We start from the raw sequence: 17,417 nt of genomic DNA, 5'->3' as shown, positions 1-17,417 counted from the left end.
AATGAAAGCCTTAGTAATTGGTTATGGTTCAATAGGACAACGTCATGTGAGAGTTCTAACGGAGCTTGGACTACAGGTTTATATTGCTTCTAGAAGGTCATATGATGAATCGAATTTCTTTCACAGTTTGAAAAGTGCTCTTGAGGCAAATACATATGATTATATTGTAATTGCGAATGAAACGATAGCTCACATAGAAAGTTTAAGAGAAATTATAAATAGTGGATTTACAGGAATTTTACTTGTTGAAAAACCCCTTTTTTCAAAACTTGAATCGATAAATTCTAGAAAAGATAATATTATTGTTGCTTATAATCTTAGGTTTCATCCGTTAATTACCAAATTAAAAACAATGCTATGTAATGAAAAAATAATTAGTGTTAATGCATATGTTGGTCAATATCTACCTAGCTGGAGACCGAATACAGACTATACAAAATGCTACTCTGCGCATAGTAATAAAGGTGGTGGGGTTCTAAGAGATTTAAGTCATGAATTAGATTACCTTACCTACTTATTTGGTAAGTGGGACTCGTTAGTTGCGCAAACAGCGAAAATTAGTAATTTAAATATACAATCAGAAGATTATGTAAATGTTTCTTATAAAACCAATCAAGATATATATGTGTCTGTTGAATTAAATTATTTAGACCGCATTTCACAACGGTATGTAATTGTTCAAACATATAATAATACGATAAAAATTGACTTTAATAATAACAATATTAATTGTAATGGTGAAATTGAACAACTCACAATAATAGACAGAGATTATACATATAGAAAACAATACGAAGCTATACTGAATGGCCCATCACATTGTTGTACTTTTAAAGAAGGCTTAAATATAGTGAAAATGATTGAAGCGATCGAGGAATCGTCAGAAAATAAGGAGTGGGTATATAATGACTAGAATTTGTACTATATGTGCGCGTGAAGGATCAAAGGGTGTGAAAAATAAAAATTTACGTGATTTATTAGGAAAACCGTTAATTGCCCATAGTATTATACAAGCTCAGAAAAGCGGTCTATTTAATGTTATCGCAGTTAGCAGTGATAGTGAGGAAATTTTAAAGGTTGCTAATGAATATGGAGTGGACTTTGCAATTAAACGACCAGCTGAATTAGCAACAGATACAGCAGCTAAATTGCCTGCTATCCAGCATTGTGTGAATCAAGTTGAACAACTAAGCAATTTTCAATTTGATCTAATAACTGATATTGATGCTACCTCACCTCTACGCACTATAGAAGATTTACAAAAAGCAATATTTATGTTTGAAAAAAATGAGAACGCCTATAATTTAATAACAGCTTCACCTGCTCGAAGAAGCCCGTATTTTAATTTAGTAGAAGAAAGAAATGGTGGTTATGTTGGACTTTCAAAACCTTTAGAAAATACAGTCGTACGACGGCAAGATGCACCACAATCATACGATATGAATGCCTCTATCTATGTTTGGAATAGAGAAGCCTTTTTTAACTTTAATTCTGTTTTCACTGATAGAACAATATTGTATGTAATGCCAGAGGAGCGATCACAAGACATTGATACTGAGTTAGATTTTGAAATTGTGCAGCTTCTTGCAAAGAAAAGAGGGAATCTTGAATGAGTTATCTTCAGAGATTTTCTTTAAAAGGTAAAAATGCCATAGTTACAGGTGGCGCAGGAATCTTGGGGGGGCATTTTTCTAGAGGATTGGCTGATGCTGGAGCTAATTTAGCCGTGGTAGATATTAATGTTGAAAGTGCTAAAGAAGTCGCAAATGAAATTGAGAAGAATTACGATGTAAAAGCAAAGGCTATTTATTGTGATTTAACATCAGAACAATCTGTCAGGGAAATGGTTGAAACAGTTGTTTCAGAGTTTGGAACAATTGATATTCTTCATAATAATGCTGCTGGAAAATCAAGCAACCTTAATGAATTTTTTGCTCCTTTTGAAGAATATGAATTAAATCAATGGAAAGAAATTATGAGTACGAATTTAGATAGTATGTTCCTTGTTGCTAAATATGTTGGAAAAGTAATGAAAGAACAAGGTACAGGAGGCTCCGTTATTCAGACGGCTTCAATTTATGGAGTGATGGGTCCTGATAATCGTATTTATGAAGGCTCGTATTATTTAGATAGAGAAATTAATACACCAGCTATTTACTCTGCCTCAAAAGGTGGCGTTGTAGCTTTAACAAAATACCTAGCTACTTATTGGGCAAAGGATGGGATTCGTGTTAATACGATTACACCTGGTGGAGTAGAAAGTGGTCAAAATGAAACCTTTAAGTTAAATTATGGAAATCGTATTCCTTTAGGAAGAATGGCACAAGCTGAGGAGATGGTCGGTGCATTAATCTATTTAGCTTCAAATGCATCGAGCTATGTAACCGGACAAAATATTTTAATAGATGGAGGGTTAAGTGTTTGGTAAAAGAATATAGAGATGAAATAGTAAACAGAATAAAGTGGTCTAAAAATATAGATAGAATAGGACCTGATATTTTGTACAGTCATTTATTGTCGTATGCTCCAAAATTATATAATAAATTTTTGAAAAAGAAGTTTGCTTTTATTGGGGAAAATGTTGAGGTGCGTCCTGGGGCTTCGGTAGTTAACTGTTCTAATGTTTATTTAGGATGTAATGTTGTGTTACGCCCCAATACAATATTGATGGCTGCTAAAGATGCTAGTATTGAAATTCAAGATAATGTTTTAATTGGTTCAGGGGTGCATATATATGTAAGCAATCATAAATACAACGACATAAATATTCCTATATATTTCCAAGGACATTTTCCATCTAAAAATGTTGTTCTTAAAGAAGGATGTTGGATAGGGGCAAATGCTGTGATACTCCCTGGTGTCACTATAGGAGAAAATGCAGTAGTTGCTGCTGGAGCGGTCGTAGTAAAGGATGTACCGGCTAATATGTTAGTAGGTGGTGTACCAGCAAAAATTATAAAAAAAATAGAATAATATTTATACTAGGAAAGGAAGAGACTTAGATCAAAAAAATATTAGGTAGAAGGGATAAGCATCTATGACAAAAAATATAGCAATTATAGGTGCTGGTCAGTTAGGGAGCAGGCATTTACAAGCTTTAGCGCAATTAAAGGAAGAAGTATCACTTTATATTGTGGATCCTTCACAGCAATCATTAAAAACAAGTAAAGAACGATTTGATGTTGTAAATTATTATAATAAAACACTGACCAGCTTAAATAGTATTTTTGATTTGCCGAAAAATTTGGAATTTGTCGTTATTGCAACAAATTCCAAACAAAGACTAACTGTTCTACGTGAATTACTAAATCATGCTCAGGTTAATAATCTACTTTTAGAGAAGTTTTTATTTCCAAATATTGAAGAATTTGAACAAGCACAGCAGTTGTTAAATAAAGTTAATACTAAGGCTTATGTTAATTGTGCCAGAAAAATGTGGCCAAATTATAAATATATAAAATCAATGTTGAAATCAGAAAAAAATTTGCATTTTGAAGTTTCAGGTGGGGAATGGAATTTAGCTTCAAATGCAATTCATTTCTTAAATCTTTTTTTGTATTTCGCAAATGAAAATTCAGTTAGTATAGATACGTCATTATTGGATGAAAAAGTATCTGAAAATAAGAGAAAAGGTTATATTGAGTTGACAGGAACGTTAAAAATTACAACCCCAAAGTCAAATACTCTTGTATTAATCTCTAAATCTAATTGTCAAGAACAGCATAGTATTAAAATTTATAGTGATAATTTTGAGATTGAAATTTATGAACAACAAGAAAAGTATCTTGTGAATGGAAACGAAATGGAGTTCAGAGTGCACCATCAAAGTAGTTTAACAGACATAGTGTACATGCAATTATATAAACGAAAAGAATGTGATTTAGTTGATTTTATTACGTCTACTAATGAGCATTTATTATTATTAAAGGCTTTTAAGAGTTTCCTAAAAGGAAGAGAAGGGATTATAACATAATGTCAGTTTTACTAGTAGGATCAGGATATATGGCAAAGGAATATGTGAAAGTGCTACAAGCTCTTGAGATCTCATTCCGTGTAATTGGACGAAGAAAGGAAAATGCTCAAGTATTAGAAGATGAATTAAATATTACAGTGGATATAGGAGGGTTAGAAAATTGCTTTTTTAAATATCCAATTCCCTCACATGCAATTATCGCAACAACATTAGAGAGTTTGGAAGACAACGCTGTTTTTTTACTTGAAAATGGTGTAAAGAATATTCTATTAGAGAAGCCTGGTGCAGTAACATACGAAGGAATAACTAGAATTGCAACATTAGCAAAGAGTAAAGAGGCAAATGTCTATGTTGCCTATAATAGAAGGTTTTATGGATCAGTTTTAGAAGCGAAAAAGAGGATTTTAGAAGATGGTGGGCTCACATCATTTTTATTTGAATTTACTGAATGGGGACATATAATAGAAAAGTTAGATAAAACAGAGTTTCAATTAGAAAATTGGTATATTGGCAATTCAACTCATGTATTAGATACAGCATTTTATTTTGGTGGTAAGCCAGAAAAAATGAGCAGTTATGTTCAAGGACAAACTACTTGGCATCCAAATGGATGCATTTATGCAGGATCCGGCATTACTGAGTTGGGTATTTTATTTTCATATCATGCCAACTGGGGAGCACCTGGAAGTTGGAAGTTAGAACTGTTGACAAAAGAGAATAGATATATATTCAGACCATTTGAAAAATTACATGTACAAAAATTAGGCACAGTAGATATTGAAGAAATTGATTTTGATGACGAATTAGATTATTTATTTAAGCCAGGCCTATATAAACAAACAAAGACTTTTTTAGAAGGTGATGAATTCATAAATAATTTATTGACAATAACGGAATCAAGTGAAATGTTTAAATATTATCTATTTATTAAAGACTAGAAATAAATTCTGGATCGATGAAATGGGGGGGAGAAATGCGGATTTTAGCTCTAGGGGATTCGTTAGGTTTACCAAGACCCGATAATATGAAGGAATACTCACCCAATGAATTAACATTGGCAGTACCTTATGATAGGGTACACACATCTATATTACACAAAAAATTAATTAAGGAATTCGGAGAAACGGAATATATTGAAGTAATTAATAGAGCTAAAAGGTTTTCTACAATAAAGGATATTTATTTTGAATTTTGGGACCATCTATTCTATTTTGAACCAGATATTATTGTTTTACAAATAGGGATTGTAGATTGTTGGTATCGAGATTTTTTAAATGGTAAACAGATGGTGTTATATGAAGAGTTTATTATTTATTTAAATGTAATATTGAAATTGTTTTCATATAGGGAAAATACAAAACTAATAATAGTGGGCATATGTCCTTCGTCAGAAAAAATGTATGGTAGGTACCTTGGGGTAAAAGAAGAAATAAAAAAATATAACAACGTTTTAAAACAAGCATCGAATAATAACAATATATTTTTCATAGATATGGAGAAATATATAGATTCAATGAGGCCTCATGAATTTTTACTCTTAGATGATATTCATTTAAATAAATCAGGAAATGAATTGGTTGCTCAAGAATGTTTTGAGATTATAAGTCGAACACTGAATAAAAATAATATAGTAAATAGTACGGAAAATGTGAAAAAGTCTGATAAAAACATATTGTTAGAAATTTCTAGTAATAAAAAAATATTGATTTTTGGAGCAGGAGAATCGGGGCAAACTTTAAAACGTATGCTTGTTAAAAATCACATTTTAATTACAGGCTTTATTGATAATGACGAAAACAAAAGAAATACATATATAGAAGAAAATGAAATCAATAGTTTGACATATTGGATGGATAAATATAGTATAGACGAAATTTTTATTATAATTTCTTCAATGTATTGGGTGGACATCTATAAACAACTGAATAAAATGAAATTAACTTATAAAAAAAACTATTTAGTCCATTTTCTAAGGGGAGATATAGATTTAATTATAGTATAAATGAAACTATGGGGGTTATTAATAAGAAGTGCCGAGGAGATTCCTAAAGCTGAATCATATGGGTTTTGTATTAACTAGTAGTACTGCTACTGCGACTCCAAAGGTACAAGTTATCATAATTTTCGCTTGATAAGTGTTTTCACAGATGAAGAGTTCTAGCTTGTGTTCTTCTATTCTTCAGAGGTGGATAATGAAAGCAACCTCTAAATGCGATTTTTAACTTTATATAAAAATAAGGTAGGGTATGATAATGATTGAAAATGTAGCGATATTCGGTGCTTCTAACTTTGGGAAGATAGTCTTTGAGTTTCTAGAGGAATATACCTCTAATGTAAAGACGCAATTTTTTTTAGATAATAATAAAAATAAAAATGAGTTTTTAAATATTAAAGTGTACAGGCCTGATGAAATTGATCTTCACTCAATAAAAATACTAGTTGCTAGTGATTATTATGATGAAATAAAAAGACAACTAATTAATATGGGATTAAAAGAGAACATCAATTTTTTTAGTGCGGCCATTATTTATTGTGCAAAGGTTGATATTGATTCATGTAATTTAATTTTAGACCAATTCAAAGAAAATGATCTTAAGTATCAAATAATAACAAGAAAAGATTTGAAAAAAATCAAGTCTTCAAATAAATTATTTATCTTTGGTACAGGTAGATCTTTAAATGATTTATCTGAAGAAAACATTGAATATATTAGGCAACATGATTCTTGGGTGGTGACTTTCGGGAATATTCACTCTATTGTTCCGACATATTCTTCGTACGAATTTGGTGGTGATAATTTCGTATTATTCCATAAACTTACATGTAATGTGAAAAATAGAATAGGTTATCCTTTAACTTATATAAAAGATTTGCATTATTATTTAGAATCATATGCTTGTTATTTAAAAGATGAATTTAAAAAGATACCAATTACAAAGGATATAAGGCTACATACAAATACTTTAGAGAGTTTATATAGTTCGTTACATTTACTAAAATACTTGAAACTTGATAGTCTATTGTCAAAAATGGATTTTCATTTAGGCGGTGCAACAAGTGTTACGACAGTTATGTTCCATGCGTTGGCTCTTGGCTATAAAGAAGTTATATTATGTGGAGTAGATTTGAATAAGGATGTTTACTTTTTTGAAGAGTCAATGGAAAATGTTTTTGATGAGCAGTTGGCACAGTATCCATTAAGAAAAAAAGATAAGGCTATTATACATTCTACAGTTAGTGGCATAAATACTATACCTGCGGATCAATTTATTTATATGATTGAAGAAATGTTTTTCAAGGATGAAGGAGTTAGTTTGAAAGTAGCATCATCTGAGAGTGCGCTATATCCTAAAATAGGGTTATATGATTTTAAATAGTAGAAAGCGGTGGAAATATGAATATTGTAACATCAATTAACAAAAATTTTATTCAACATTTTTGTAGTATGTGTGCCTCATTAATAATAAATAACCATAATGAAAAGATTGATATTTTTGTTTTACATAGTGATATATGTGTTAATGAAAGAAATGTTATAGAAGATGCTTTGAGTAATTTATTAAATGAAAATATTGAAATTCACTATGTGGAAGTTGCAGAAGATAGATTCTCCACCATCCCTATTATAGAATCCCATCTTTCTGTTCAGACACTTTTTAGAATTTTATTAACAGAGTTACTCCCAATTAATGTAGAGAAGCTGATTTATTTAGATTCCGATTTAATATTGGAAGGAAGTCTTTCTTCATTGCTTTCAATTAACTTGGAAAATTACCATATTGCTGCAGTTCCTGATTTTAATGACGAATTAGCTAGAAATCAAAATATTAGTTCGGGATTGGAATATTTTAATTCTGGCGTTATGTTAGTAAATTTAAAAAAATGGAGAGAAACAGATTTTTTGAATCAATGTTTAAATTATGCCTTAGAGAATAAAGATAAATTAAGGTTCCCAGACCAAGATATATTAAATGGAGTATTAAAAGGAAATTGGTTAAAATTGGATTTGTCATGGAATGTAACAAGGATGTTTTTTGATCGTGAGAGTAAAGATTGGCCATTCGAACTTCAAGTTGCCATTAAAGATGCGAAGGAAAAACCTATCATAGTACACTACACTACATGGAAAAAGCCCTGGAATTATCTAGATGATCATCCTTTTAAAAGTAGATATTTTTTCTATTTAAATCATACACAGTTTAAATACATAAAGTATTCTGAAAGAGATACCTTGGCAACATCGAATATTGTAATTTTTGGTGCAAGCTTAGGTGGAAAAAAAATGAAACAATTTATTGAAAGTGATGGATTGAAAATAAGTTACTTTACCGATAATAATGAAAATAAATGGGGTCAAAAGGTAGATGAAATTGAAATTATCCCCCCATTCAAATTACAAAGTATACCTAACATATGTATAGTTATAGCTAGTACATATGAAAAAGAAATCTCTGTGCAACTTGAAAAAATGAATTTTTTGAAAGTTGCACCTTTAGTTTATAGACATTTATAAGGTACATCGAAGACAGTCTCTGTTTTTTAAATTGACCTAAAGAGGGTTATCTCCAAGAGATATAGAAAAGTCAGTTAGAACCATCTGTGTATTAGCTAGAAAGTTAATTATAACTTATTGATTCTTGCAAGGTGTACTAAATGATAAATGATATAAGTGTCTTTTCAGAACCTATCTTCATCTCGGAATTTGGATGTGAAACAACTATGGCGAGATGTTCATTATCTCTTAAAGAACTCTTTGAAATAATGTATCTTTCATGAGATTGAGTAGATCTTATTGACAAATGATATACATCAAACATGAATAAGATGTTTCAGATAATACCACATCTGGGAACAAGAAAACTACAATTGAACTAGGGATCGTGGACCAAACGTTAAAATAAATCCTTAATTGCTTTAGCAATGGGAATAATTAGTGTGATTCAATCATTGCACTATAGTTTAGTGCTCGTGCGGTCTACGTAATATCCTTTTAGAGAATATCCGAAAAATAGGTTGCGCGTCAAAATGGGCAAAAATTGCATCGAAGTGACAATTCTTTTTTGTCATTGTGTCAAGGGATTTAATTTTTACTTTGTTTGATTTTAATAAATTTTATTTTGGAATATGAGGTAGTAGATTATGACTGGATTAATATCAATAATTATATCTAACTATAATTATGAACAATACATTACTGAGGCAATTGAATCTGTATTAAATCAAACATATCAAGACTTTGAATTAATAATTGTTGATGATGGTTCAAATGACAATTCAAAAAGCATTATTCAAAGATACATGACAGAATATCCAACAAAGATTAAGGCAATTTTTAAGGAGAATGGTGGACAAGCATCTGCTTTTAATGAAGGTTATAAACTAGCACAAGGAGATATTATTGCATTTTTAGATGCAGATGATTATTGGTATGAAAATAAATTAGAAACAATTGAAAAATATCATAGAAAATCTAGTGCTGTTCAACATAATTTATTAATTAATAATAAAGTTCCATACACTATTTTAGAAGACGGTGTAGTAAAGCAAAAAAAATTATTAGAAAAATACGGTTTTATGGGTTTGATCCCCACTTCCGGGATATCCTTCAATGCGGAAATTTTGAAAAAAGTATTTCCAATACCGGAAGAAAGCTATAAACTTTGCGCGGATAATTATATAAGGGTATTTTCTTTAATTCATGAAGATATGATTTCTATCGAAAAAACATTAGGGTGTTACAGAGCGCATGATGAAAATGGATGGTACTCGAACCAATCTATAAGTAATATCTATGAGAGTAAGACATTAGAATTACTTAATGAATATAGAAAACAAAAAGATTTTTCTCCAATACCAGATATAAATTATACTTTTATCTATGCAAATGTATTTAAAGCATGTATTAATTTAGATGAAAATAAAAGATATATAATTTTCGGCAATGGTGGTTTAGGAAAAGAATTATATAGTTTATTAATCAAAGATTATTCTATCATAGGGTTTACTAATAGTTTAACTACAAATGACATTATGAACTTTGAGTGTACATCATTATATAATATTAATTATCTTTTAGAAAATCCAGATTTTTTTGATGGAATAATCATAGGAGTTACAAAAATAGTAGAAATATTTGAATTTTTAAAAACACAAGGTTTTGAAGAATCAAAAATAATTGTGCCAAAACTTTAATGTTAGAGTGAAGGGAAATGTGTGATGCAACGTCTAATAGAATTAGTTCAAGGGAAAAACATTGCAATATTTGGGACAGGGACTTCAGCCTCTAGGTTAAATAAAGTATTATCTACAATAAATTTAACTGTTAATAAGTTTGTTGATAATAATAAAGCCAAATGGAAAGATAAATTTTTAGCGAAAACCATAATTAACCCTGACAAATTATCAATAAATGAAGATTATATCATTATTGCTAGCATGTATGAAAAAGAGATTGGAGAACAGTTAAATAAACTAGGGTTTAGAGAAAAGGAACATTATATTTTCGGTAGAAAAATATTGTTTAAAGATAACGAATTGTATTATGTTAATACGAAAGAAAGACTTGAATTTCCATATATTCAAAAATATCTAAGTCTAAAAGACTATAAAAGTGACAACGACGCCGAATTTGAAATAAAACAATTAAATATAATTAAGGATTTAATTCCGTTAAAAAAGCCTTTTTTATTATCTGAAAATCAAATTCCTAGTTTTATGTTTCCACATCATAAATTGCCTCAAGGTTTAGTAGAGTATTCTATTTTGAAAGATGGTATCAGTTATGACTATAATGGAGCTATTTTTAATAGCGAAGGAATTATGTTATATGAGTATTCTACATATAACACTTTAAATACTAATATATGGGACGCTCAAAGGATAAAGCATTATAATTTTGAAAAATCTCAACCTGAACTTGTTAAAATAAAAGGGAGAGTTGGTGTTGTTACTTCCATCTGGGGTCAAGATAATTATTACCATTGGATGTTTGAAGAATTGCCTAGGTTTCATTTGTTACAACAGACAGGTATAGAAATTGATTATTATCTAAGTAATTACGCTATGACTAGATTTCAAATTGATACATTACAAAGCATAGGTATTGATACTAAGAAAATTGTTTCTTCTAGTGAGAATTATGCGATTCAAGCTGATGAACTTGTTATTCCTTACGCACCTGCATTTGATTCAGGATATATACCAAAATGGATTTGTGACTTTATTAAAAGTATACACATCGAAAAAGTGAAGAATATTCGAATGAACGCTCCTAGAATCTATATAGCAAGAGGGGATGTAGCTCACAAAAAAGTAGTAAATGAAGAATTATTGATTGGAATATTAGAGAAATATGAATTCAAAATATGTTATATGGAGAAATACACTCAAGAAGAACAAGCTGCATTATTTTATAATGCGGAAGTAATTATTGCTCCACATGGAGCAGGTTTATCGAATTTAGTATATTGTCAAGAAGGAACAAAAGTTTTGGAAATATTTAATCCTGCGTATGTACCTGTGATGTTTTGGTCGATTTGTAGTCAAATGAATTTGGAATATTATTGTTCGTTGGGCGATAGAACAGAATATATGTATTCTGATTCTATTAAAGAAAAATTAAACGTAAAAGATATTTTAGTGAACATTGAAGAAATTTATAAGTTTTTAAACATAATTAATGGAGGTTCTGATTTTGAGCTTTAACACAATCATAATTGGCGCAGGCTACGCAGGACTAGTTCTTGCTGAACGCCTCGCCTCACAGCAAAATCAAAAAGTGTTAGTTATTGAAGAACGCCAACATATTGGTGGTAATGCCTATGACCGTTTTGATGAGCATGGCGTGCTGGTTCATGAGTATGGCCCACATATTTTCCATACGCGTTCAAAGGAAATTTGGGACTATTTATCACATTTTACAGAGTGGCATTATTACGAACACCGTGTATTAGCGAAAGTGGATGGCAAAGAGGTACCGATTCCATTTAATTTAAATACGATTGCTGAAGTGTTCCCAAAAGATTTGGCAGAACGAATGCAACAAAAGCTAATTAATTTGCTTGGTTATAATGTGAAAGTACCAATTTTAAAATTACGTGAGCAAAATGATGAAGATTTAAAGTTTTTAGCAGAATACGTATATGAAAAGGTATTTTTGCAGTACACGTTAAAACAGTGGGGGATAGGGCCAGAAGAGTTAGATTCAACTGTGACAGGACGTGTGCCTGTTTATATTTCACGTGACGATCGTTATTTCCAAGACAAATATCAAGGGTTGCCAAAGTATGGCTATACAGAGATGTTTAAAAAGATGATGAATCATCCGAACATTCATCTCATGCTGAATACAAAATACCAAGATGTAATGACGATTTCAAAGGATGGTCATTCGTTATTCGGACAGCCATTTGATGGGCAAATTATTTATACTGGCAAGATTGATGAATTATTTGACTTTCAATATGGGGAGCTTCCTTATCGTTCATTGCGTTTCGAGTATGATACATATGATGTAGCATATAAACAAACAGTAGGACAACTGAATTCACCAAATAGCTATGAATTTACGCGTATTACGGAGTTCAAGCATTTAACGGGACAGCAACACCCAAAGACGACATTAGCACGTGAATATCCACAAGTCTACATACGTGATGAGAATATACCTTATTATCCAATTATTGCAGATAAAAACCAAGAATTATATAAAAAATATAAGATGCTGGCAGAAGAGTTAGAGAATATATATTTAGTCGGTCGTTTAGCTGAATATAAGTATTACGATATGGATGCTGTGGTTGCAGCAGCATTGAAAGCGTATAAAAAATTGACAGTCAATTAGTACATGCTAGGCTATGTTAAATAAGGGCATATTCCATCAAGTGAGTAATATGATTATTATAATTAGCTAGATTTACTACGTATTATCCTCATAGACACAGAAAAGCCTAGTGGTATTATTTTGGATGATGGCACTTATCTGAAAATGGATTTGACAATTGCACATAATGTGGAAACACGAAAAATGTATCTTGTGTTTTTAAGCTTTGACTATGGACGGTGCAATGAAGATAAACAAGAGTATATTTATAAATAACTAAGTAGAAATTTAGATTATAAATCTAGTTATATTTTCATGGCAATTGTGATGAACGTACTTTCCATAAGATCCATTTTGTGGCATGATAGACTAGATTATATAGTAGATTTATTAGGAAAGAATTTAAAAAGAATTGAACAATAAACGGGAGAATCTATATTTTCATTCATAGATTCTCTTTATATAAAGGAGAGCAAAGTGAACATTTCTGTAGTGATTCCATTGTATAATGCTGAAAAATACATAGTAGAGACATTAGATAGTTTAATCAATCAAACATATCCCATCGACGAAATTTTAGTTGTAGATGATTGTGGTTCTGATCGGTCAGCAGAAGTTGTAAAAGAATATAGTAAGGAACATTCTATTGTTCGCTTGATTCAACAGTCACATAATCAAGGGGGTTCCGCGGCACGTAATCGAGGTTTACAAGAGGCGTGTCATGAGTGGGTGTTAATGATGGATGCAGATGATACAATTCATCCTGATTTATTAAGGCGCCAAGTAGAGCTACTTAAAAACTACAAAGGGGTAAAACCTGAACCTGTTTGTGTACACCCAGCGTATGTGCAAACGGATGCAGAAGGCAATATTTTAGCAAATAGTGAGTATAGAGGACATCAGTTACCATTTAGTGAAACATTCGGTTCATTGCTAGTACGTAATTATATTATTACTCCTTCAGGGTTGTTGTTAAATCGAGATGCTGCACTTGAAATTGGTGGGTATAAAACGAATTTTCTTGTTTCCGAAGATGCAGAATTTATTTTGCGTTTATCGCGTAAAGGGACATTTATCTACTTAGATGAACCGTATGTGTATTTCCGCCGACACCCTATGAGTATTACATCAGATTTGAAAAAGTCATCAAATGCTGGTAAGGCCATCCTAGCAGTATATTCTATTGAAGAAATAAAAGAAGCGATATTTAGTCGAAACTATAGTGAGCAGAAGAATTTACTCGATTTTGTGACGCTATTATTTCAGTATCAACAATTCGATGAGGGAGTATATTATTTGTCTGATATTATAGACGAAGAATTTCTGCAAAGTAAGTTATTTTATCAGGGACTTTACTATATTGAGAAAAATAGGGAAATGGAAGCAGCACCGTATTTAGATAAGTTAATTGCTATCAATGATGGTCATGGCGCTGCATTAAATAATCGTGCAGTCATTTTTGCACAACAGGGTGATATTATAGCCTCGCGTCAACTTTTAGAAAAAGCGTTATGGTTATTCCCTGGCTATATAGACGCGACAGATAACTTACAAGAAGTAAAAGATGGAACTGGTAATTATCGCTTTACAAAACGAGAATTACGTAAAAATTTATTAAGATATTCGTAAATTAGGTATTTAATGCCCTGAATCGTTAAAAAAAGCTCTATTATAGGACAAGTTGTAAATATAAGAACAACTTTTACTTAGAGCTAATGCTTCACTATAAAAAGACGACTTTCAATAATCAAATGAAAGTCGTTTTTTGTTATACTAGGGATATCCTAGGTATGGAAAAATTGAATATTAGACCGATAAAGTAACTATAATTGCTATAGGCAATGGATACTTAAGTGGAGGGCTATATGATTCGCTTTATTAAACTTAGAGAAGAACATCTTGAACAAGTTTTAGAATGGAGAACACAAGAAGATGTCACTAAATTCATGAATACGGATATAGAAAAAAACATGTATAAACAGAGAGAGTGGTATGAAAAAATATCAAATTCTAAAACTGATCTTTATTGGATTATTGAAATAAAGGAAAAAATTGTAGGTGTGATTTCTTTAAATAATATAGACTATGTGAATAAAAGAACAAGCTGGGGCTTTTATATCGGTGAAGAAAAATACCGATTATACGGAGGTATAATCCCTCCATACTTCTATAATTATGTATTTTCGAAATTTGACCTGCATAAAATAACTGCGGAAGTGATGGAGGGCAATAATAATGTCATTAAATTAAATTTAATGCATGGCTATCGAATGGTTGGTATATATAAGGATCACATTTTAAAAGATGATGCCTATTCAGATCTGAATTTATTGGAACTTATGAGGGAAGATTGGTTAAAGTTGAATAAGTTTCAAAGATATGTATGTGAATTTGAAGAGTAAAACCCGGAATGGAGAATGAAAAATGGACAAATTACTAATAATAATTAATGAAATGAGAGAAGAAGAGGGCAATGAACCTATTAAAACTTTAGAGGCATCTATGGATTTAAGAGAGGATCTTGCATTAGATTCTTTGATGTTGGCTGAATTAACAGTTCGAATTGAAAATGAATTTGATGTAGATATTTTTGAAGACGGTATTGTACAAACAATTGGTGAAATCCTTGGCAAAATAGAAGGTGAATAAATATGGAGAAGGTTTTTTTAGTATATAAGGAGACTGTTTATACATATGAAAAATTACTAGTAGATTTGAATAACAAGCATACAAGGTCTCCTTATTTATATGTGAAGGATAACCATCCTTATGAAGTTTTCTTAGCAATTATTCATAGTCTTCTTTTTGACTATCCGATTGAAATGTTAGATGGTGATTTTTCGGAAAAAGAACTAAGTAGATTAGATATTAATCTTAATGCATTAGCGACCTCGGTAGAAATAAAAGAACATCCTATCTTTCTAAATATGGATCAAATCATGAAGCAAATATATGAGATTGACAATTGGCAATTAACACTTTATACGTCAGGGACAACAGGGCGTCCTAAGAAGATGAATCATTCTCTCCATACCCTCACTCGAAATGTAAAGATAGATTCAAGGTATGAAAGTGATGTTTGGGCATTTGCATATAATCCTACTCATATGGCTGGACTGCAAGTGTTTTTTCAAGCGTTTCTTAACAAAAATACATTAATTCATATTTTTAGTGAATCCATGAAAAGAGTACCAGAATTAATAGAGGTATATCATATTACTCATATTTCAGCAACGGCAACATTTTATAGAAATGTTATCCCTTATTTACAAGGTAAGGAATATTCACTAGTGAAAAGAGTGACATTTGGTGGGGAAAAGTTTGATTTATTATTGGAAGATAAAATGAAGAGTGTTTTTCCAAATGCTAAGATGATAAATATATATGCATCTACAGAGGCAGGTAGTTTATTTGCGGCAAATAGCGATATTTTTGAAATTAAGCCGGAGTATCGACAATTGGTAAAGATTACAGCAAAGCAGGAATTATGTCTACATCGTTCTTTGATTGGACAGTCACGTTTACTAGAGGAAGAATGGTTTCATACAGGAGACCTTGTTGAAATGATTGACGAAACGCACTTTAAATTTCAATCACGTCAATCAGAAATGATTAATGTTGGAGGTTACAAGGTAAATCCATCTGAAGTTGAAAATATATTAATGCAAGTTCCAGGTATTATCGATATTCTTGTAAAATCTAAGAAAAATAGCGTTACAGGTGAGCTCCTTATTGCAGACGTAATTAAGAATGAACAGATGGATGAAAAAGAGTTAAAAAAAGAAATTAAAAAATTTGCTTCAATCCACTTACAAGAGTGGAAAATCCCACGCATTATTAAGTTTGTAGATAAACTCCCTAGTACAAGAACTGGAAAGAAGGTCAGAAAATGAAATGGATTATTGTGACGGGTGATTCAAGAGGGGTAGGAAGAGAGATTGTTCAACAAATCCTATCTGAAACAGATTTTGGTGTAATCGGTATTAGTCGTTCAAGCGAAGAAGCAGCAGTTGAACTGCAAGTAAAATATCCAAATCGTTTCAAAGCACTTTCTTATGATTTAACAGATGTTGAGGGTATAAAGCAATTATATATAGAAAAAATTCGTAAAATAGGGCCAATTTATGGGCTTGTTAATAATTCGGCAATGGCTTATGACGACATAGTGTCTAATTTAAACGTGCAACAATTGCAGACAATGTTCCAAGTAAACGTATTCTCAGCAATGCATCTATCGAAATATGCAATCAGAGATATGTTATTACATAAAACACAAGGTTCCATTGTGCATATTTCTTCAATCAGTGCTCATACAGGATATAAAGGTTTGAGCATGTACGCAGCATCCAAGGGAGCAATAGAGGCATTTTCTAAAAATACTGCTAGAGAATGGGGGAGCAAAGGCATCCGTTCTAATTGTGTTGTCCCAGGCTTTATGGAAACATCAATGAGTTCTACTTTGACAGATGATCAAAAAGCACGCATTTATCAAAGAACCTCTTTAAAAAAGGAAACGGATATTTCGAGTGTAGCCAGTACAGTGTTATTTTTACTCTCAAATCAAGCTAAGTCCATTACAGGAACGGTAGTACACGTCGATAATGGAACAATTTAAATGAATTA

At 31.2% G+C, this 17,417-nt stretch carries 17 protein-coding genes; all 17 read left to right on the top strand.

The window, feature by feature from the left end; all coding sequences use genetic code 11:
- Position 1 precedes the first annotated feature (1 nt).
- The 17 genes from AC3WOM_RS00610 (at position 2) to AC3WOM_RS00530 (ending at position 17,409) form a co-directional block, all read left to right on the top strand.
- Complete coding sequence (locus AC3WOM_RS00610; protein ID WP_492444302.1) at positions 2-913, top strand: Gfo/Idh/MocA family protein; 912 nt, start codon at positions 2-4, stop codon at positions 911-913.
- Positions 906-1,613: an acylneuraminate cytidylyltransferase family protein gene (locus AC3WOM_RS00605; RefSeq protein WP_492444300.1), complete on the top strand. Its 708-nt coding sequence runs from the start codon at positions 906-908 to the stop codon at positions 1,611-1,613. The genes AC3WOM_RS00610 and AC3WOM_RS00605 overlap by 8 nt, the downstream gene beginning before the upstream one ends.
- Positions 1,610-2,428 (top strand): SDR family oxidoreductase, encoded by an 819-nt coding sequence (locus AC3WOM_RS00600; protein WP_492444298.1) that lies wholly within the window; start codon positions 1,610-1,612, stop codon positions 2,426-2,428. The genes AC3WOM_RS00605 and AC3WOM_RS00600 overlap by 4 nt, the downstream gene beginning before the upstream one ends.
- A complete protein-coding gene (locus AC3WOM_RS00595) occupies positions 2,422-2,973 on the top strand; it encodes an acyltransferase (RefSeq protein ID WP_492444297.1) in 552 nt (183 codons plus the stop codon). Before AC3WOM_RS00600 ends, AC3WOM_RS00595 begins: the two co-directional genes overlap by 7 nt.
- 64 nt (positions 2,974-3,037) lie before the next feature.
- On the top strand, positions 3,038-3,973 hold the full coding sequence (locus tag AC3WOM_RS00590; RefSeq protein WP_492444296.1) for a Gfo/Idh/MocA family oxidoreductase: 936 nt from the start codon (positions 3,038-3,040) through the stop codon (positions 3,971-3,973).
- Positions 3,973-4,911, top strand: a complete 939-nt coding sequence (locus AC3WOM_RS00585) for a Gfo/Idh/MocA family oxidoreductase (protein WP_492444294.1) — start codon at positions 3,973-3,975, stop codon at positions 4,909-4,911. Before AC3WOM_RS00590 ends, AC3WOM_RS00585 begins: the two co-directional genes overlap by 1 nt.
- Before the next feature lie 35 nt (positions 4,912-4,946).
- Complete coding sequence (locus AC3WOM_RS00580) at positions 4,947-5,975, top strand: GDSL-type esterase/lipase family protein (RefSeq protein WP_492444292.1); 1,029 nt, start codon at positions 4,947-4,949, stop codon at positions 5,973-5,975.
- Between the two features lie 250 nt (positions 5,976-6,225).
- Positions 6,226-7,350 carry a hypothetical protein gene (locus AC3WOM_RS00575; protein ID WP_492444290.1) on the top strand — a complete coding sequence of 375 codons (1,125 nt, stop codon included), beginning with the start codon at positions 6,226-6,228 and terminating at the stop codon, positions 7,348-7,350.
- Positions 7,351-7,367: 17 nt separating this feature from the next.
- Positions 7,368-8,486 (top strand): glycosyltransferase family 8 protein, encoded by a 1,119-nt coding sequence (locus tag AC3WOM_RS00570; protein ID WP_492444288.1) that lies wholly within the window; start codon positions 7,368-7,370, stop codon positions 8,484-8,486.
- Between the two features lie 626 nt (positions 8,487-9,112).
- Positions 9,113-10,165: a glycosyltransferase family 2 protein gene (locus tag AC3WOM_RS00565; RefSeq protein ID WP_492444286.1), complete on the top strand. Its 1,053-nt coding sequence runs from the start codon at positions 9,113-9,115 to the stop codon at positions 10,163-10,165.
- 24 nt (positions 10,166-10,189) lie between these two features.
- Positions 10,190-11,677 (top strand): glycosyltransferase family 61 protein, encoded by a 1,488-nt coding sequence (locus AC3WOM_RS00560; RefSeq protein WP_492444430.1) that lies wholly within the window; start codon positions 10,190-10,192, stop codon positions 11,675-11,677.
- A complete protein-coding gene (gene glf, locus AC3WOM_RS00555) occupies positions 11,667-12,815 on the top strand; it encodes a UDP-galactopyranose mutase (RefSeq protein ID WP_492444284.1) in 1,149 nt (382 codons plus the stop codon). Before AC3WOM_RS00560 ends, glf begins: the two co-directional genes overlap by 11 nt.
- A gap of 456 nt (positions 12,816-13,271) precedes the next feature.
- On the top strand, positions 13,272-14,423 hold the full coding sequence (locus AC3WOM_RS00550; RefSeq protein ID WP_492444282.1) for a glycosyltransferase: 1,152 nt from the start codon (positions 13,272-13,274) through the stop codon (positions 14,421-14,423).
- A gap of 236 nt (positions 14,424-14,659) precedes the next feature.
- Positions 14,660-15,196: a UDP-4-amino-4,6-dideoxy-N-acetyl-beta-L-altrosamine N-acetyltransferase gene (gene pseH, locus AC3WOM_RS00545; protein WP_492444280.1), complete on the top strand. Its 537-nt coding sequence runs from the start codon at positions 14,660-14,662 to the stop codon at positions 15,194-15,196.
- A 22-nt stretch (positions 15,197-15,218) separates the two neighbouring features.
- Complete coding sequence (locus tag AC3WOM_RS00540) at positions 15,219-15,443, top strand: phosphopantetheine-binding protein (RefSeq protein ID WP_492444278.1); 225 nt, start codon at positions 15,219-15,221, stop codon at positions 15,441-15,443.
- 2 nt (positions 15,444-15,445) lie between these two features.
- On the top strand, positions 15,446-16,687 hold the full coding sequence (locus tag AC3WOM_RS00535) for an AMP-binding protein (protein WP_492444277.1): 1,242 nt from the start codon (positions 15,446-15,448) through the stop codon (positions 16,685-16,687).
- Positions 16,684-17,409 (top strand): SDR family NAD(P)-dependent oxidoreductase, encoded by a 726-nt coding sequence (locus tag AC3WOM_RS00530; RefSeq protein WP_492444276.1) that lies wholly within the window; start codon positions 16,684-16,686, stop codon positions 17,407-17,409. The genes AC3WOM_RS00535 and AC3WOM_RS00530 overlap by 4 nt, the downstream gene beginning before the upstream one ends.
- Positions 17,410-17,417 lie beyond the last annotated feature (8 nt).

The sequence above is a fragment of the Lysinibacillus sp. FW301-JW8 genome (assembly GCF_058788755.1).
The sequence above is the reverse complement of the archived record's forward strand: the minus strand, read 5'-3'. Positions and strand labels throughout refer to the sequence as shown.